This window comes from Kitasatospora sp. UYEF31 (assembly GCF_057291755.1).
Genome location: NZ_JBXAWK010000053.1, coordinates 26,870 through 44,467, shown reverse-complemented (window position 1 = coordinate 44,467; position 17,598 = coordinate 26,870). Strand labels below are relative to the sequence as shown.

General features: G+C 65.9%; 12 protein-coding genes and 2 pseudogenes. 8 read left to right on the top strand and 6 right to left on the bottom strand.

Annotated elements, in window-relative coordinates; genetic code table 11:
- The first annotated feature begins 310 nt into the window (after nt 1-310).
- The 5 genes from AC0Z36_RS23055 (at nt 311) to AC0Z36_RS23035 (ending at nt 10,085) form a co-directional block, all read left to right on the top strand.
- Entirely contained in the window at nt 311-3,487 is a 3,177-nt protein-coding gene (locus AC0Z36_RS23055) for a helicase-related protein (protein ID WP_485464921.1), read from the top strand.
- Nucleotides 3,484-6,270 (top strand): DUF1156 domain-containing protein, encoded by a 2,787-nt coding sequence (locus tag AC0Z36_RS23050; RefSeq protein WP_485464920.1) that lies wholly within the window; start codon nt 3,484-3,486, stop codon nt 6,268-6,270. The genes AC0Z36_RS23055 and AC0Z36_RS23050 overlap by 4 nt, the downstream gene beginning before the upstream one ends.
- A gap of 2 nt (nt 6,271-6,272) precedes the next feature.
- Complete coding sequence (locus tag AC0Z36_RS23045; protein WP_485464919.1) at nt 6,273-9,224, top strand: DUF499 domain-containing protein; 2,952 nt, start codon at nt 6,273-6,275, stop codon at nt 9,222-9,224.
- A 165-nt stretch (nt 9,225-9,389) separates the two neighbouring features.
- Nucleotides 9,390-9,848, top strand: a complete 459-nt coding sequence (locus AC0Z36_RS23040) for a hypothetical protein (protein ID WP_485464918.1) — start codon at nt 9,390-9,392, stop codon at nt 9,846-9,848.
- Nucleotides 9,849-9,917: 69 nt separating this feature from the next.
- The gene (locus AC0Z36_RS23035; RefSeq protein ID WP_485464917.1) at nt 9,918-10,085 is read left to right on the top strand and encodes a hypothetical protein; all 168 of its coding nucleotides are present in this window, start codon (nt 9,918-9,920) and stop codon (nt 10,083-10,085) included.
- 264 nt (nt 10,086-10,349) lie between these two features.
- On the opposite strand, the gene AC0Z36_RS23030 is transcribed toward AC0Z36_RS23035, so the two are convergent.
- The 3 genes from AC0Z36_RS23030 to AC0Z36_RS23020 form a co-directional block, all read right to left on the bottom strand.
- Entirely contained in the window at nt 10,350-10,775 is a 426-nt protein-coding gene (locus AC0Z36_RS23030) for a cytotoxic translational repressor of toxin-antitoxin stability system (RefSeq protein ID WP_485464916.1), read from the bottom strand.
- The gene (locus tag AC0Z36_RS23025) at nt 10,772-11,188 is read right to left on the bottom strand and encodes a prevent-host-death protein (protein ID WP_485464915.1); all 417 of its coding nucleotides are present in this window, start codon (nt 11,186-11,188) and stop codon (nt 10,772-10,774) included. The genes AC0Z36_RS23030 and AC0Z36_RS23025 overlap by 4 nt, the downstream gene beginning before the upstream one ends.
- Nucleotides 11,189-11,631: 443 nt before the next feature.
- Nucleotides 11,632-11,838, bottom strand: coding sequence for a hypothetical protein (locus AC0Z36_RS23020; RefSeq protein WP_485464914.1), 207 nt, complete (start codon nt 11,836-11,838; stop codon nt 11,632-11,634).
- 185 nt (nt 11,839-12,023) lie between these two features.
- On the opposite strand from AC0Z36_RS23020, the gene AC0Z36_RS23015 reads away from it, so the two are divergent.
- The 3 genes and pseudogenes from AC0Z36_RS23015 to AC0Z36_RS23005 form a co-directional block, all read left to right on the top strand.
- Nucleotides 12,024-12,650 carry a prevent-host-death family protein gene (locus tag AC0Z36_RS23015; protein WP_485464913.1) on the top strand — a complete coding sequence of 209 codons (627 nt, stop codon included), beginning with the start codon at nt 12,024-12,026 and terminating at the stop codon, nt 12,648-12,650.
- Nucleotides 12,651-13,116: 466 nt separating this feature from the next.
- Nucleotides 13,117-13,245 carry a transposase gene (locus AC0Z36_RS23010; protein ID WP_485464912.1) on the top strand — a complete coding sequence of 43 codons (129 nt, stop codon included), beginning with the start codon at nt 13,117-13,119 and terminating at the stop codon, nt 13,243-13,245.
- Nucleotides 13,246-13,418: 173 nt separating this feature from the next.
- A pseudogene (locus AC0Z36_RS23005) lies at nt 13,419-14,260 on the top strand (ISAzo13 family transposase); the annotation flags it as partial.
- Here AC0Z36_RS23005 and AC0Z36_RS23000 read toward each other — a convergent pair.
- The 3 genes and pseudogenes from AC0Z36_RS23000 to AC0Z36_RS22990 form a co-directional block, all read right to left on the bottom strand.
- Nucleotides 14,245-14,486 (bottom strand): annotated as a pseudogene (locus tag AC0Z36_RS23000) (ISAzo13 family transposase); the annotation flags it as partial. The pseudogenes AC0Z36_RS23005 and AC0Z36_RS23000 overlap by 16 nt on opposite strands.
- 370 nt (nt 14,487-14,856) lie before the next feature.
- Nucleotides 14,857-16,077, bottom strand: coding sequence for a PP2C family protein-serine/threonine phosphatase (locus tag AC0Z36_RS22995; protein ID WP_485464911.1), 1,221 nt, complete (start codon nt 16,075-16,077; stop codon nt 14,857-14,859).
- Nucleotides 16,078-16,276: 199 nt separating this feature from the next.
- Complete coding sequence (locus AC0Z36_RS22990; protein WP_485464910.1) at nt 16,277-16,603, bottom strand: MerR family transcriptional regulator; 327 nt, start codon at nt 16,601-16,603, stop codon at nt 16,277-16,279.
- Nucleotides 16,604-17,598 lie beyond the last annotated feature (995 nt).

The window sequence follows — 17,598 nt, the reverse complement described above, 5'->3', positions numbered from 1 at the left end:
CCGGCCCCGCCCCTGAGCACTGGCCGACCCCGCCGAGCAGGGCACCTCACCCAGACCTCATCGCGAATCGGGCATCACGGCGCGAACCGCACTCTGATCGGCTTGCTGGCGGGAGAAGGAGGCCAGCAGCCATTGATCGAATGCCCAACTAGCCATAATATGCAACTTCCTGGCGCCTGAGGCACCTGAGGCACCTGTTGTATGGGGGCACGACACAGACTCTTCGACTCTTCGTGCGCAGTGGGGCAAGCTCGGGGAGGGGACAGCCGTGGGGACTAAACCGGATGCATTGCCAGCACCTGGAACTCAGGTGCGCGTCGATGGCGAGATGGTGACTGTCATCTCGGCCGCACCCGCTGGTGGCGGATTCGACCTCGTAGTTCGGCGGAGCGACGGCACGCTGACCGACGTTGCGATGGACTTGGCTGAATTAGAGACGGCAGCTGTGCCGGTCAATGACGCCCAGGGCGACCCGGGGCGGGCCCTCGCTGCGCTGTGGGGCCGGTGGATGCAGTTTGCTGTCCCCCGGATCCGGTCCGCCGTGCTGGCGACCCGACCCCTGCGCCCCTATGCGCACCAGGATGAGGCAGTGTTCAGCCACATGCTGGCGCAGCCGCGGCTGCGGTTCTTGCTCGCCGACGAGCCGGGGACCGGGAAAACGATCATGACCGGGATGTACATTGCGGAAGGAACACGGCAGGGACTGATCCCGGGTCGGTCGGTGATCATCGTTCCGGCGCACCTGGTCGGGAAGTGGCAGCGCGACCTTCGCCGGTACTTCGCCATCGAGGCGGCGGTGGTCACGGCGGATGTCGCGCGCAGCCCCCGCGACTTGGATCCGCGGGTCAGTGTGTGGCTGGCGAGCGTGGACCTGTACACCCACAACACGGACGTCCGGCGCAAGATCTCCGGAGCCAGGGCGTCATGGTCGCTGGCGGTGTTCGACGAGGCCCACCGGCTGACGCCAACCTCCCAGTTTTTGGAGTCGGCCCGCGAAGCAGCCCAGCGCGCCCACCACCTGCTGCTGCTGACTGCCACGCCGCACCGTGGCAAAGAGCACTACTTCCGGGCCCTACTCAATCTGCTGGACCCGACACTGTATCCATGGGATCCGCAACAAAGCGAGTATGACAAGTCGGCTAAGCCCTCGACGCTGTCCTTCCTGCGAAGGATGAAGGAGGAGCTGAAGGACTTCGACGGGACGGACCTCTTCCCGCCCCGTTACGCCGAGACGGTGCCCGTAGAGCTGAATGCCCCCGAAGCCGCTGCATACGCGGCGGTCATGGACTACGTCGACGTCTACTACGGCGCAGATGCGACGCTAGCCCGCTCGATCTACGGCAAGCGGGCCGCATCGTCGCTCGCGTCGGCCGCCGCCACGGTCCGGCGGCGAGCAGAGGCGCTCAAGGGGCCGGCCTCGGGGCGGACCGGCACCATCGTCCCTGAGGAATTCGCCCGGGGCGACGGCTCCGTCAACCTCAACGTGGAGGACGATGATGCCTGGCAGCGAGCCGAGGACGCCGTCGTCCGCGCGCGTAGCCGTGACAAGAGCCGCGAGCTACCCGCCGTCGAGAGCGTCTTGGCGGCGATCGAGAAGGCCGTGACGGCGGGTCCGTCGACGAAGTGGCAGCGGCTGCAGGCCCTCCTCACAACCCACCACATCAGCCCCGGCCAGGGTCAGCTGCTGGTGTTCACCGAATTCGCCGACACGGCCCGCTGGCTAGCCGGAAAGTTCGACTCAGCCGGGTACAGCGTGGAGCTCCTGTACGGGGCGGTAGGCCACCACGAGCGAGACCGGCTTCAACAACGCTTTCTGGCGGGCGCCTTTCAGGTGCTCGTCTCGACGGATGCCGGCGGTGAGGGAATCGATCTCCAGTCCGCCCACGTAATGGTCAATTGGGACATCCCGTGGTCCCTGGTACGCCTCGAACAGCGCATGGGCCGCCTGCACCGCATCGGCCAAACCAAGCCGGTCCACATCTACCATCTGGTGGCGCCTGGCACCCGCGAGGGACGGGTCCAGGAAGTCATGCTTGACAACCTCCAAGCGGCAGGGGAGTCCCTCGACGGGCGAATCTTCGACTTGATGGACGCCGCAGCCGACCGCACCGGTTTCGACTACACCCGTGCACTCGCCGAGGCGCAAGCCGGGCAACATGTCACCGTTCCCCCTACAGCCGAACTCCTGGCAGCGGCCAGGGAACTGGTAAGAGACGAAGACCGCCTTCACACACCGCCCAACACCGAGGCTGCACTTGACCGCTTCCGCAGCGACCGCCTGGAGGCGATCAACCCGGTGATCGTGGACGGATTCGTCGACCAACTCGTCTTCGCTGAGCGCTGGCGGTCGGGCCCAGGGCCCGCCAGGGGTATCCGCCGCCTGAGCGCGACGCGGCTACTCCCGCCAGCACTCGGCGGAACGCACGAGGCACTCGTGGCCGCCGACGGCGCCTCAGTTCGGCAGGCCATCAACGACGGATCCCAGGGTTTGGACGACGTCGTCGTCCTTGGCCCCACCGAGGAGCCATTCGCCGAACTGACTGATTTGGCCCTGCGAATCGGTGAGAGCGAACTGATCCGCGGCACAGTCCTCGCCGACCCCGCCTCGCTGACCAACTACACCCTCCTCGTCTACGACGCCGAGGTCGAAGTGCACGACGGCGTCCGGCGCCAGCGACGCAAGTCCCCGGTGCTGATCCGCTACTCCGGCGCAGGCGCATTCGAGAGCGCCTGGGAGTCCCTCATGCTGCTCACTCCCACCGGAGCGGCCCGCACGGCACCGCTGCTGTCGCCAGCGCTGCGGCACGACGCTGAACGCGAAGCACGCGCTGCACTCGCCCGCGAGGCGGCCCGGGCCCGCACGGAGCGAGAAGCATGGGTCGACAAGGCGCGCTTGCAGCTCGACCAGGTCGAATACCGCTACCTGGACGAGCTCGAAGACCTGCCCACCCCGGAGCGGCGCGAACGGAAGTCCCGCTTCGAGGAGCTCAAGCGCGACCGTCTGGCCCAGCTCGATGACATCAGCAAGGTCGGCCAGAGCGCCCCGCGCTTGGTCGGTTGGGCCCACGTGGTCGGACAGGCCCGCGCCGACCAGCTCGGCTACGACCCCGACAGCGAAGCGATCGCCGTGGCAGCGGTCTTGGCCGAACTCGAACGACTCGGCTTCGACGTGGACGACCGCCAGACCGCCGGGGTCGGGTACGACCTGCTTGCCCGCCATCGCACCACCCGTGAGCAACGACTGGTGGAGGTCAAGGGCCTGCACGCAGGCCTGGCACCGGTATGGCTGGAACAGCACGAGTGGGCCCAGGCACAGCAGCGCGGCGAAGACTACTGGCTCTACGTCGTCGTCGACTGCGCCACCGCTCCATCGGTCGCCGTCCGGGCCCAGGACCCAGCTGGCCGACTCACCGCCGGCCCCCGGCGCATCGAACGGTTCCAGATCAAACTAGCCGACCTACGTCGGCTGATGGGAGAACAACGGTGACCACCGCGCACGTGCCCTCGACGAGCACGCTACCCAGCGCGCAGATCGAAGGCGCCGTTGGAAGTCGCCTGATCGACAGCTGGTTCCCATGCGCCGCGGTCGACGCTGCGGTCGGCACTCCCGCTGGGTCCGGCCTCAGCGAGAAGGCGCTGTTCACTTGGTTCGCATCCCGTCCGATCGCTCAGGCCCGCGCAGCCGTACTGACGGCGCTGCTACCGGACCAGACGGTGCACCACGCTGACGTACAGGAAGCCATCAGGAGCGGCGATGCCAGTGCGCAACAGCGCCTGCGCGCAGCTATCGCCGACCAATACCCGTCCGGTCGCCCAGTGGTCCTCGACATGTTCAGCGGGCGCGGGATCATACCGCTCGAAGCCGCGCGCCTGGGCGTGACTGCTGTTGGCACCGACTTGAGCCCCGTCGCGACACTGGCCGGGCGTCTGCTCGCAGACTATCCGCTGCGCGACTGGTCTGCCGAGCCCGATCTACCATTCACCCAGCCCCCGACCGACGAGGCTCTGTTCGGCCATGCAGAGCCCCGTCTACTCAGGGACGTCCGACTGATCTTGGCCGAAGTCGGCTCCCGGGTCGCCGCAGCCGTGTCCCCGCTGTACCCGCGCAACAGTCGCGGAGCGTTCCCGTGGGCGTACCTATGGGCGGTCACGATTCCCTGCGATCACTGCAGGCGCCGCTTCCCGTTGATAGCTTCCATGGCCCTGCGACATCCGTACTGGCGCACTGAGGACGATGGGCAGTCGCTGGAACTTGTTGTCGAGCAGGACACCTGGCGGACCGAGGTGATCGACGGCCCACCGCTGCGGGAGCCCACTTTCGCGGCAGCGGCTGGAAAGCGAGGGAAGAGTGCTCGCTGTCCTTTCCCAACCTGCGGCCATGTACACACGCTGGAGTCGGTGAAGCGCATCGGGCAAAGCGGGCAGTACCGCGACGCGCTGCTGGCCATCGGAGAGGAGTTCGAGGAGGCCCGCAAGGTCTTCAGGACGCCCACCGCCGAGGAGATCAACGCAGCAGCATCGGTCGACCTGGCGTCTCTACCCCCGTTGGCCGGTCTGACTGCCGCGCCCGATGAGGCAATCCCCCCGGGCAACAACCACACCATCAGGGCCTCTGCGTACGGCTACCGCACCTACGGCGGCCTGATGAACGCACGCCAGACAGCCAAGTTCGTCGCGACAGCTCAAGCCATTCAACAGGTGGCTGCTGACTGCCTCGCAGCGGGCATCAGCACCGAGTATTCCGCGTCACTGGCCGGGTACGCAGCCGCCAACCTGCAACGTCAGCTCCGAGTTGCTACCCGCGGTGCCAAACTGCGGACGCGAGGCAACCCGGACGGAACAGCCCAGAATCGCGCATATGTTGACCATATCTTCGCCGACCAGAGCAAGGTGTCCTTCAACTTCGACTACGTCGAAGCTGGTCCAGGAAACGGCCCAGGAACGTGGTCGAGCATGGGTACAAGCGGCCTTGGCGCTCTTAAGAAGGTGATCGCGGAGTCTCCGGCCGGGCGCCCTGGCAAGTTCCGCCGTGCGTCCGCCATCGCCCTCCCCTACCGGGATGGGTCTGTGGACGCCGTCGTCACCGACCCGCCCTACTACAACATGATCGACTACGCTGACGCCTCCGACCTTTTCTACGTCTGGCTGCGGCGAGCACTTCGCCATCTGATGCCCGATCTCTTCGATCAGCCCAGCCGGGACGGTCTGCAGGAGAAGGCCGACGAGATCATAGTCAAGAACGGCAATGCCCCGGGCGAGCATCGTACTCGCGACTTCTACGAGCGGATGCTCAGCCATGCGTTCAGAGAGGCGCGGCGCGTTCTCCGCCCTGACGGCCACCTGGTTGTGGTTTTCGGACACTCGGACCCAGACGCGTGGCGTCGCCTGCTCGGTGCCCTGCACGATGCCGGCTTTGTAGTTACAAGCTCCTGGCCTTCACGAACCGAAACGGCCGCAACCGGCGTGGCGAGTATCAAGGTCACCGTGACAATTGGATGCCGCGTTGCCGAACAGAACCGTCCAGCCGCCACCGCTGCTCAGGTAGACCGGGAGGCCACTGAGCAGGTCAAGGCCGCCGCACGGGAGTGGGACCGTGACGGCCTTGCCCTCACCGACCAACTCATGGCCGGCTACGGGCCAGCAATGAAGGTCTATGGCCGCTACTCCAAGATCCTCAAGCCCGATGGCACCGTCGCCGAGCTCGACCGCTACCTCACGCTCGCACGCACCGCCGTCCGAGACGCCACCGCCCTCAAGCTGGATGAGCTGCCACTGGAGACCTTCGACGCACCCACCCGCTTCGCAGTCTTCTGGCAGCGCCTGCACGCCCGCTCAGACGTTCCCAAGGGCGAGGCACGCTTCCTCGCGCAGGCCGACAACCTACGTCTGGAGGACCTGCGCGGCGCACTACTGACGGAGAGCAAGAGCGGCTACCGGCTGCGCCTGGACGCGCCCGCCGCTATCGGGGAGCAGTCCTCAACATTCGAAGTGGCCCGCGGCATGGCCGCCGCCTGGGACCGGGGAGCCACCGAAGCAGTTGCCGCAGTCCTAACGCATGGCGGTCGCCAGCCCACAGACGCGCACCTCTGGGCAGTCGTCGGGGAGATCGTCTCGCAGCTCCCACCGAGCGATCATGTCGCCAAGGCCCTCACTGCCGTGCAGCGCAACACAGCCACAATCACCAGCCTGGCACACCGCACCGCCAGCGATCAGGTCGCCAGCGAGCCCCCTGCACAGTTCGCCCTGTCCCTCCCCGCCGAGGAGTCCTGACCATGTCGACCGGTATTGCTTCACACTGGGCAGACTTGCTGTCTCTGCGACCAGAGGTCATCGACTCCGACGGCTCGGTCGGTGAGCTTCAGATGAGCCTGCACAAGGCTGTCTACCAGACCGTCGACGTGCCGTACCGCAAGGTCGACTACTACGGCGACATCACCCAGCCCACTCCGAACCTCGTCGGCTTCTTCAGTCGCATCGCGCGCCGCCTCGGAACCGACGCCCCCTCCGCCGCGCTGTTCCATCTCGATCAGGGCATGGGCGGCGGCAAGAGCCATGCCTTGGTCGGGCTCTACCACATGGCTCAGTCCCCGCAGGAGTTCTTCGCGACGGAACTGGGCCATAGAGTGCGTGCCGAGGCTGAACAGAACGGCACTGAGGTGGACCTGTCCCGCACCCAGACCGTCGTCCTGACTGCCGACTACTTCAGTCCTGGCAAGTCCAGTGAGACCTTCGGACCAGCAACCACCTTGTTCGAACGCTTCCTGTGGTCTCTGACCGGAGGCGACATGGACCGCTACCAACGCTTCGTCGCTGGCGGCCCCAACAAAGGCACCCTGCAGCAGGCTCTCAACGCCGTGGGACGTCCGGTGCTGATCCTTCTCGACGAGCTCATGGACTACGTCCTACAACTCGCCGAGCCCGCGAACATCGACCGCATGCCCAACGAGAAGGCGTTCCTCAACGCCCTCATGGACGTCTGCGACGACGTCCCCCGCGTTGCCTTCGTCGTCGTCATGATCCGCAGTGAGCAGGACGAGCGCGGATACCCCCCGCAGGCCGAGGACTTCCGGGGCTACGTCTCCGAGCGACTCGTGCGGAACGGCCCCGACGGAAGGGTCGCGGTGACTGAGCCCCACGACTTCGCCTCCATCATCCAGCGCCGGCTGTTCGAACCAGCGGACGTTACCGCCGCCGCGGCGGACATCGCGCAGCGCTACGCCGCCACGAGCCTGGACGGATGGCGTGACAAGGTCCTCGACAAGCTCGGACCGGGCCGCGGAGGGGCAGGTTTCGCCGAACGCGTGGCCGCAGGCTATCCCTTCCACCCCGAGCTCATGCGGCTGGTTCGCGAGGAGTGGTCCCAGGTCCAGAATTTCCAGCGCGTCCGCTCTACGGTCGCCATCTTCGCCCGGACCGTGCTGCATTGGGCCACCGCACACAAGGCCGGACGGTGGGCGCCAGCCCTCATCGGCGTCGGCGACGTCCCATTGACCACCGCCCTGGAGCAACTCCTGTCCTCCGGCCTGTTCATGGGAGACGATCGCGCCATCCAAGGCCGCCGCTCCGTCGCCACCACGGACGTCATTAGCAGCGACGGTTCTGCCGGACGCGCCGTTGCCGTCGACCGGCGCCTTCACGCCGCGGGCGTCACCGCTGGTCAGCAGTACGGTGCCGTGCGCATGGCCACCGCATTGTTTTGCTATTCGATGGTCACTCGCCCACGCGCCGGTCGCGGTGCAACCAAGGCCGAGCTTCTCGCCGCCATTTTGGAGCCCACCCCTCCCCCCGGCACGCCTTACACCGAAGCCGAAGAGGTCTTCAACGCCCTCACTGGCGAAGACGGCCTTGGCGCCCTGGAAATCACCCACCCCGCCAACGCCCCCGCGCGCTATTACCTGTCCATCAAGCAGACGCTCCGGATGTACTACACCGCCTCCCACGCCCTGATCGACCCGCAAACCTGCGAACAGCTGGTTTGGGACAAGGCGCAGAAGCTCGCTCACAAGGGTTCCTTCGACGACATTCACTTCATAGACGCACCCAATTCCACCGGCTCCATCGACATCCAACGCACATTCGAGGGTGTGGACTCGGCTGCCACCCGTCTAGTCGTACTCGACCCACGCCGCTGGACTCTGCTCAACGGCAAGGATGCCCTCAGCCGTGCCGAAGTCACGGCACTTCTTGGCCTCGGACAGGATGCGCTCCGGGTGGACAACGCCGCTAGCTGCGTCGTCGCCTGCGTCAATACCCAGCGCCGGGACGTAGCACGGAAACGAGCCAAGGAAGTTCTCGCCTGGAGAAGCGTCCTCAAGCAGATAAGCCCCGACGACATCGACGAGCACCGCGAGGCCAGCGCAAAGACAGCCGAGGCCGAGAACAAGCTCAAAAGAGACATCGAGAAGGCGTACCAGCATCACGCCTATCTCGTGCGCGGCGACCATGGCTTGCAGGTGGAATTCAAGCGCTTTGACGACGACAACAAGTCCTCTCTGCGGGGGGACCATGTATGGACCGCGCTCGTTGAGGCCAGTCGGGCGACCGTCGCCGGCGGATTGGCACCCGACTACCTCGCCACCCTACTCGACGGTTTCGAACGCACCCTCACACCTCGTGAGGTCGTCCAGTCGTTCTACAAAAACCCCTCCTTCCCCCTCGTCCCGGCCACCGACGACATACGCCGAACCATCTTCGACCTGCTTCGCAACGGGTGGGAACTCGCTGACTCCGACGGCGGCACACTCGCCATCACGACTGCGGAGCAGATCTCCATCAACTCCATCAGCCAGAGCCTGCGCCGCGCGGTCGCGGCGGCCAGGACTGTGCCAGCCCAACGCAGGGGAAACTCTCAGCCGAGGGAGACCACACCTTCCTACGAGCGAGTTGCATCAGTCAATCATCCAGACGATGCATCGTTCACCAGCGATGACGATCAGTACAGGGCATCAGCGAGTCCACCCGAGGAGCCAGGCGCCGGCTCGGCGTCGACCGCGTACAAGCGATACACCGTCAACTTGTCCAACCGCAGCATCACAGCCCCCGACGCGCGTGACCAGGCGTGGCAGCTCCTCAAGGAGCTGAGCAAGGTCCTCGACACTGCCGCTGACCACCAGCTCCTCACCCTGACAGTCTCCCTCGTCACTGCGGAGGGAGCTCAGGGAACTCTCCAGCAGAAGGCGGAGCAGGCTGGCGCAGTCTTCGAGATCGAGGACGATGACTTCTGACTCGCGATTCCCGGCATCCTGTGCGTCGAAATACCGGACACCAACGACGAGCAGCCCTCCGGCACCACCGAATTCTCCGCCGGACGGAAGAACTGCGGATGCCATCCAGTCCAGAGACACCGCGGCCCAGGCTGACGTGTCCGTGGTGTGGGGTTGGATGTCGGCATGACTGTTCTCGATCTGGCCCGGCGGCTGCCGGGTATTGCCGAGTTGCGCGAGCACTGCCAGGCCCTGGCGACGCTGGAGGCTGTCATCAGCCCGGACTGGGAGTCCCGCTACTACTCCTTCAACTCCGCCTGGGCACCAGGTCAGCAGTTGGCGTCGATGCGCGACGGCAGCGGGAACGAGTGGTCCATCGTCTTCTCGGCCATGGGCGCATATGTGCGCGGTTTCGACCATGAGTCACCCATGAGTCCCTACGGCAGCGACAACGACGAACCCTGGCCCGGTGTCCTCGACACGGTGCCCGAAGCCTTCCGAGAGTTCGCCGAGGAGCCCGCGTTCTGCGACGAGGACGGAACGCCCGTGGTTACCGCATGTCTGTGGCGCGGGGGCGGCGACGACTGCTGGCAGACCGGCGAGATCGAATTCCCCGAAGACCGGCCCGACCCGGACGGAGCCTAAGCCCTGTTCGAGCTCCTGGCGGACCGCTCACCCGACGCGTACGTACGCTTCGCCGAGGACTACTACGAGATGTCGCTGGACCCCGCCGCAGTGACGGCGGTGCTCAGCCTCCAGCCGCTCACGGCCACGCTCGTCGCAACGCTGAACCCGGACGTGACCGTGGACAGCCTCGCCGCAGATCTCGCCGAGATCGGCTACGCCGCCGATGCTCAAGGTGCGGCCAGCAGCACGGCCTGACCAGGCAAGACACAGCACTGACGCAGTTGCAGTTCCAGTTGCGTTCACCCCCGTTCAGCAACGTCCGAAACTCAGTGGGCAGTGACCGCACCGCAGGCCAGGACACCCACGAACGCAGCCGGACACCCGGACGAACAGTTGGAAAGCGTGTTGGGGGAAACCCCTCAGGGGTTCGAATCCCCTATCCTCCGCCGGCCGAAGGCCCGAACCGCATTGCGGTTCGGGCCTTCGTCGTTTGATGACTACGTCTACCGCCGTCCGCCACTACGTTCCCTCGGTCCAATACTGCTGAAGCCGAGCCACTGCGTCCCCCTTGGTCAGAGCGGCGACCGCCTCATCGGTGAGACCGACCCGATGGATCAACAGGTGCACCAAGTCCGCCGGCAACGCATCCTTCGGCACCTGAGGTGCACCCCGGTCCGGGAGCTTGCCGTGGAGCACGCAGTCCCAGAACTCGACCTCACCGACCACAAGCTGGTCCCGCAGGATGTGACTCCACATGGCCGCGCCGTAAACCGTCCGGTCCACGGGGTGCGAGATCCGAGTCCGCAGAATCCGCCCGTCGTGCAACGTCAGCTCATAGGTGACGTGATGGGTACCGGTGCGCCCACGCGCATCCCGCACCCGCTTCCACTCCTCGACGACGCAAAACCGATCATGGCGCTCACGGTCGGGCTGTGGTCGGCTCATCGCGCCGCACCCACCAACCAGTCGATCAATTGTTGATCGTCACTCAAGGCGATCAACTGCACCAGGCCCCAGTCGTCCCGATGATTAGGGGCCGTCCGCAGCCGGTCCTGCCAATCGTCGGCGTACTCACGCAACGCATCGACCATCTCGCTTATGGCCTCATCGAAAGACGCCCCGTCCGCTGCCACCGGCAATCCGGGAATGAACACCGACCAGCCGCCAGCTTCCGCCACAACTTCGGCCTTCGACGGGGAGACGAGCGCCAGGTAGTGGCGCAGCCGTTCGACATCCACCACCGCAGCCCGCCCGGCGTCGCGTCGCACGGTCGCAACCCGGCCTTCGTCCGCTGCGTCGAGAAGGTCCTTCAAATGCGTACGCGCCTCGGTGTAGCTCTCGTAATGCACCGCAGACATGAGCAGCCTCCTCTGATCCTCAGGACTCAGAGTGCCTCAATTCAGCAAGTACGTCAAGTACGTCAAGTACTTCACGTACTTCACGTACTTCACGTACATACGATGCGCTCGGTGCGGACGAGGCGCGGCAGCAGATCAAGACAGTTGCAGTTCTGGTTGCATTCAGCTGCGTTCGTCACCGCCCGAACCCCACCGAGCTAATACTTCCGGCGCAGGTCAGAACGACCGCAGCCTCATCCAAACAACCACCTGAACATTCGGAAAGCGTGTTGGGGGAAACCCCCAGGGGTTCAAATCCCCTATCCTCCGCCAGCCTGCTGAGCTGCAAAAACAGCGGCAAAACAAAGGCCCCGACCGTAGAGGCGGGCGGATTCTCGAGGCCTTCGTCGTGCGGTGGTTGCAGTTATCCGTTCCGGACGACTGCGGACCTGGGCGAACACGGGCTACCAGTCGGCGACGTCGCCGTACTTTCCGGGGTTCTTCGCCCGGTCGATGGCCTGCGTCTGGGCTTCGGCGAACACCGCTGCGACGGCGTTGACCTGGACGCGGTGGAGGGCACGCCCGTCATCGACCTGGCGCCCTTCTTCCGGGAGATGGGGCCGCGCGGCGAGGTGCGTCAGCCGGACTGGCCGAGCGAGATGCCCACCCACTACTGGGCTGATGCCGGGGAACGCGCGAAGTGATGCACGGCGCGCCAGTCTTTTAGCGCTGAGCCATTCCGACCTGTCCAGCAGGGTTCAAATCTAGGGACGGCTTCCGGGGGATCGTGATCAGTCGGGCGGGTCTCACAGACACCACAATAACTTCGGAACATATTCCGAAGTACCGTCAATGCATGTCCACCCTCACTGTGTCGTTCTCTGACTTGTCGAAGAACTCGAAGCGGGTTGCCGACACCGTCGACCGTGCCCAGCGCGTTCATGTGACACGCCGCGACGGCGATGACCTCTACCTCACCACCGCGCGACACGATCAGCAGCGGGAGGAGACAGCAGACGTCACAGCCCGCCTGTTCTCCGCACTGATCAGCAGCGACGAAGGCACCCGTACCGTCCTCCTGGCTCTGCCTACGGTCTTCCCCTGGGTCCGGCATCTTTCGGCCGATGAGGTACGCGAGTTCATCGTCGACCTCATAAACGCCACCGGCGATGTCGTAGAACTGGACGTCCACTCCAACCTGCACCGGGTCATAGTCGAATGGCGCGCCACCGCCAGGATCCTGGCGGATCCCGAACTGGCCGCGCAACTAACCACACCACTGCCCGACGAGGATCACGGTGAGGTGATCGCACCGCGAGTCCCAAGCGCGGCGACGATGTACCTGCTCCGCCGATCGGCGACGAGTGGCGGATCCGGTTCGCCACGAACGAAGCAGCAAAAGGGTGGGGTGACCTCTGCACTGAAGCGGCCGGCAACTCCCGGCACTGCTTCGAAGCATTGCGCAGCGATCCGCTCTCTATGAATGCCCCTGACTGGCAGCACCGTCTGCGCGGTCGCCTGGCTCAAGCAACAACCGACGCTCGCTAGGACATCCTTCCCTGGCGCAGGATGCAGGTGCCCGGTGCCCTTCGTTCACAACGAAGGGCAGACCAAATTCCGGTCGGGACCTTTGTCATGTCGTGGTTGCGTTTCTGGTTGCATTCACCCGCGTCAGGCACCGTCCGAACACCCACGAGCAAGACGCTCCACCCCAGGTCAGGACACCGCCAACCCCATCCGGATCCCAAAGCGAACAGTTGGAAAGCGTGTTGGGGGAAACCCCTCAGGGAAGACGGCCGCTCGGCTCGGACCGTACGGCCTGACTGTCCACCACCTCGGGCGTGAGCGGCTCATCCACGCGTTTCACATGCTCCATCAGCATTGGACTTTGATCCCGGATCCTGGACACCAAAGACACCTGGATCTTGACGCTCTGGAGTCCCGTACAGATGACTGAGAAGCACTACCCCGCCGAGTCCAAGGCGGGCGCGGTCGCGTTGTACCGGTCGCGGCCGGGAACGACGAGCAAGTCGGTCGCCGAGGCTCTCGGGGTCAACACCGAAACGCCGCGCAACTGAATCCGGGCCGCTGACGGGCGACGGCCCGGTATTTCGCCGGGGAGCCGCGCTTGTGAGGAGCCGTAAATTAACTACTGCTTGATTCAGACCCGTTGGGATGGATGACGTGATAGGGCGGATCCGTGAGAATCCCGGAAGCCGCCCTGGCGGCGTTGGATGTGAAACTGGCCGCGATGCTGCCGCACTTGGACGAGCGGCAGCGTCGTCTGTATCTGGCCTTGGAGGCCGATGCTCTCGGGCATGGCGGGATCACAACGGTGGCCAGGCTGACGAGGTGTCAGAGTCGACTATCACGCGAGGCCGCAACGAACTCGCGCAAGGCGTAACGGTTCTGGGGCGGGTTCGCCGTCCCGGCGGCGGACGCAGGTCAGCCGGCGAACGGGACCCTGACCTCGCTCCGGCGCTTGAGGCATTGATCGAACCGAAGGAGCTTGGCGATCCGGTCTCCCCGCTGCGCTGGACCACCGCCTCACTGCGGGACCTGGCCCGGGAACTGACCGCGGCGGGCCACCACGTCAGTGCCCCGACCGTCGGCAATCTGCTGCGGACGATGGGGTTCAGCCTTCAAGGTATGGCCAAGACCCGTGCCGGGAGCCAAGTCCCGGACCGTAACGCACAATTCCAGCATATCAACACCACTGTTGAGGAGTTCCTGGCGCACGGACTTCCGGTGGTGAGCGTGGACGCGAAGAACAAGGAGCCGATCGGTGCCTTCGCCCGGCCCGGACGGAGCTACCGCCCCAAGGGAACACCGATCACAGCCCCGGACCATGACTTCGTCAAACCCGGCACTCCGATCGCGATCCCGTACGGCGTCTATGACCTGGGGAAGGACAGCGGCTGGGTGAACGTGGGAACCGACCACAACACCGCGGCCTTCGCGGTCGAGTCCATCCGCCGCTGGTGGAAGCACCTGGGCCGACAAGACCATCCCGGCGTCGACCGGCTACTGATAACCGCCGATGCCGGAGGGGCCAACTCAGCCGACTCCCGTTTGTTCAAAGCCTCAAGCGCCGGAGCGAGGTCAGGGTCCCGTTCGCCGGCTGACCTGCGTCCGCCGCCGGGACGGCGAACCCGCCCCAGAACCGGTACGCCTTGCGCGAGTTCGTTGCGGCCTCGCGTGATAGTCGACTCTGACACCTCGTCAGCCTGGCCACCGTTGTGATCCCGCCATGCCCGAGAGCATCGGCCTCCAAGGCCAGATACAGACGACGCTGCCGCTCGTCCAAGTGCGGCAGCATCGCGGCCAGTTTCACATCCAACGCCGCCAGGGCGGCTTCCGGGATTCTCACGGATCCGCCCTATCACGTCATCCATCCCAACGGGTCTGAATCAAGCAGTAGTTAATTTACGGCTCCTGAACCGCTGCCGGTTCGTTGACGACCACCAGTGCCGCTGTGGCGTCAAGATGACTGTGCCCCATCCTCCAGATCGCCCGCCCCACCTTCTGCCACTGGCACAGGACCGTACCCGCGTACGCCGACGGAGTTCGGGCCTGATGTTCGTGAACGTCCTCGCCGCGGCTCGGTTCCGGCCTGAGTGGGAGGTTCTCCGGGCCGGGTCAGGCCAGGCCGGGTCAGGCCAGGCCAGGCCAGGCCAGGCCAGGCCGGGTCAGATGGCGGCGGTGCCGTGCCATTGCATGAGCAGGATGGTGGCGTCGTCGTGGAGGCGGTCGTGGTGGTATTCGCGGATCGCGCGGATCAGTCGCCGCAGGGTCTCGGGGGCAGGAAGGCCGTCGGCCAGGTGGCGGATCACAAAATCCACGAAGCGGTCGAGACCGAAGACCTCGCCTTGCGGATTGCGGGCCTCGGTGACGCCGTCGGTGTAGAGCAGGAGCCAGTCGCCGGGTTCGAGTTGCTCCTCGTACAAGATGACGGGCAGACCCAGGGCGGTGCCCATGGGGTGCGCGGGCGGGCGTTGGAGAGTGGCGACCCATCTGCCGCTGCGGATCAGGACCGGCGGGTGATGGCCGCGGTTGACCCAGGTCAGCCGGCCGGTGAGCAGGTCGAGTTCGGCGAGGATCGCGGTGGCGTAACGGCTGCGGCCGAACTGTTCCAGGATGGCGGCCTCGACGGCCTCGCTCGTCTGCACCAGACCCGCCCCCTGGCGGCGGCTGTTGCGGCAGCCGGCCAGGGCGAGGGCGACGGTGAGGCCGGCGGAGGTGTCATGGCCCATGGCGTCGAAAACGGCCAGGTGCGCGGTGGTGCCGTCGACGGCATACTCGTAAGCGTCGCCGCCCATGTCGTACGCGGGTTCCATAGCCGCGCTGACGGTGGCCTGTTCACTGGTGAAGGAGCCGGGCGGCATCAGGGTCCACTGCATCTCGGCGGCGATGCCCATCGGGCGGGTGCGTACCACGCGCTCGTAGGAGTCGCTGTACGCACGTTTGCTCACCAGGAGCAGACCCACCAGCAGGGCCAGGTCGAGCGCGCGGTCCACGGCGCCGTCGCCGGGGTCGCAGGTCTCCAGGCCCAGGACGCCCAGCCGGTCGGCCCCGTCCGTCAGCGGAAGCCACAGACGCCGCGTCCGCGGTTCCCCGGGGATGCCCGCGTCCGAGCCGGCCGGGGCCTGGACGGGCTCGGCGCATTGGAAGGCCCGGCCAGCCAGCGTGCCGTCCACCCGCAGCTCCGCCTCGGCCGCCTCATCCGCGCTGGGGTCCGGAACCAGACGCAGCAGTTCCTGCTGCACGTCCGCGAGGTAGATCAGCGGCCGCACCAGACCCAGCGGGCGGGCGTGCGCGGCGACCAGTCCGGGAAGATCCTCCAAAACGGCGTGCTGGCTTGCCCGGAGCAGGCCACTTGTCGCGGCCGCACCGTTGGGGAAAGGCTTCACAGGGGCATCCTGTCCTGCTTCGTGACCCGTGCTGCGGCGGTCGATCACAACGATGTCGGTCGGCCCGTGCCGGTCGGGTGGCCTTTGAAAGTAACAGAACCGGCCCGGCTACCGAATTGCCTGCTCCCGGGCGTCCCGCGGGTGACCCGCCCGGTCACCGCCAGCCTCGATGAGGGAACGGGATCCGCCCGTAGCAGACTCATTTCGCTGCTCGGCGCTCCGCGTCGGAGTACTCCCTGTTGATGCGCTGGGCCTCCTCGAGCTGGTCCTCAAGGATCACGATGCGGCACGCGGCCTCGACGGGGGTTCCCTGGTCGACGAGCTCGCGGGCGCGGGCGGCGATGCGCAGTTGGTAGCGGGAGTAGCGGCGGTGGCCGCCGGCGGAGCGCAGCGGGGTGATCAGGCGGGCTTCGCCGATGGCGCGGAGGAAGCCCTGGGTGGTGCCGAGCATCTCGGCGGCACGGCCCATGGTGTAGGCGGGGTAGTCGTCGTCGTCGAGACGACCGTAGGAATCGTCTGCCGTCATTTGCACCTCTGTCGTTGAACGCGTGGAGGGGCCCTGGTGCCGTACCGGCACCAGGGCCCCGAAGGAACTGCTACACCATCTGTCGGCCTTGGTACTGCACCGATGTTTTGTTTCCGCGGGCCCGGCCTGGGGGCTGCCGGGGGTACGGGGATCGCGGTTGCTTGACCGGAGACCACCTCACTATCGATGTCCTGCGGTACCCGGGCTCAAGGCTTCCGCCCGGGCGATCCTGATGGCGCTCAACTCCTCCGTTCTTCCCTCGGAACCATTTACTTGCCACTCGGGTACTGCGTACTGCCGGTACTGCCGGTACTTCCTACCTCTGTGCTGCTGGTACTGCGAACCGTGGACGGCCTTGTCCGGCACCGTCCTCCGGCAGCCAGCCCCGTCGCCCGTCCCGCTTACACCTGGGCTTAGAACCCCGCTGCCGAACCTCCCGGTACGCGCGCCCGCAGTCAGACGCCTTTACCGGGGTACTTCTGAAAACCGCACTGCTGATACCGCGAACCGCTGGTGGCATTCAACACCGCCACCTTCCGGCAGCCAGCTCCGTCGCCCGCTTCTCAAACCGCTTCGGCTCCAGAGCTTCACCGCCGCACCGTGTTGCCTGCCTATCACCTTCGTGTACTGCGTTTTCCTGTACAGCTCCCCGGCAGTTCGTCATCTGCCGGGCCCTTCTTGATCTCGGCTACGAGAGAAACCATAGCCGCACGATCTCCTCATGTCTACTCCGGCGGACATAGATTTCCGCGCGCCGGGAGAGGAGGTAGTCACCCCGGCGAAACCGGGGCAGGGATGCGGTGCCGGGGTCGAACACGAACATCGCAGCGAGCGGTCCGGGTGTTGACGATCCGGAAACGCGGGTGATCCGCTGGACACGATGCGCGTCAACACCGTGGCTGGCGCACGCCATGGTGCCCGGGTCTTCCTGGAAAACCCCTGGCGGCCAAAGATCGCCCCGACGCCGCCGACACAGTCCTCCTGGTCGTCTCCGG

Bases quoted from the DNA above. Each gene is read 5' to 3' on its own strand.
- AC0Z36_RS23045 (WP_485464919.1), top strand. From the start codon at position 6,273: ATGTCGACCGGTATTGCTTCACACTGGGCAGACTTGCTGTCTCTGCGA.
- AC0Z36_RS23040 (WP_485464918.1), top strand. From the start codon at position 9,390: ATGACTGTTCTCGATCTGGCCCGGCGGCTGCCGGGTATTGCCGAGTTG.
- AC0Z36_RS23035 (WP_485464917.1), top strand. From the start codon at position 9,918: ATGTCGCTGGACCCCGCCGCAGTGACGGCGGTGCTCAGCCTCCAGCCG.
- AC0Z36_RS23030 (WP_485464916.1), bottom strand. From the start codon at position 10,775: ATGAGCCGACCACAGCCCGACCGTGAGCGCCATGATCGGTTTTGCGTC.
- AC0Z36_RS23025 (WP_485464915.1), bottom strand. From the start codon at position 11,188: ATGTCTGCGGTGCATTACGAGAGCTACACCGAGGCGCGTACGCATTTG.
- AC0Z36_RS23015 (WP_485464913.1), top strand. From the start codon at position 12,024: ATGTCCACCCTCACTGTGTCGTTCTCTGACTTGTCGAAGAACTCGAAG.
- AC0Z36_RS23010 (WP_485464912.1), top strand. From the start codon at position 13,117: ATGACTGAGAAGCACTACCCCGCCGAGTCCAAGGCGGGCGCGGTCGCG.
- AC0Z36_RS22990 (WP_485464910.1), bottom strand. From the start codon at position 16,603: ATGACGGCAGACGATTCCTACGGTCGTCTCGACGACGACGACTACCCC.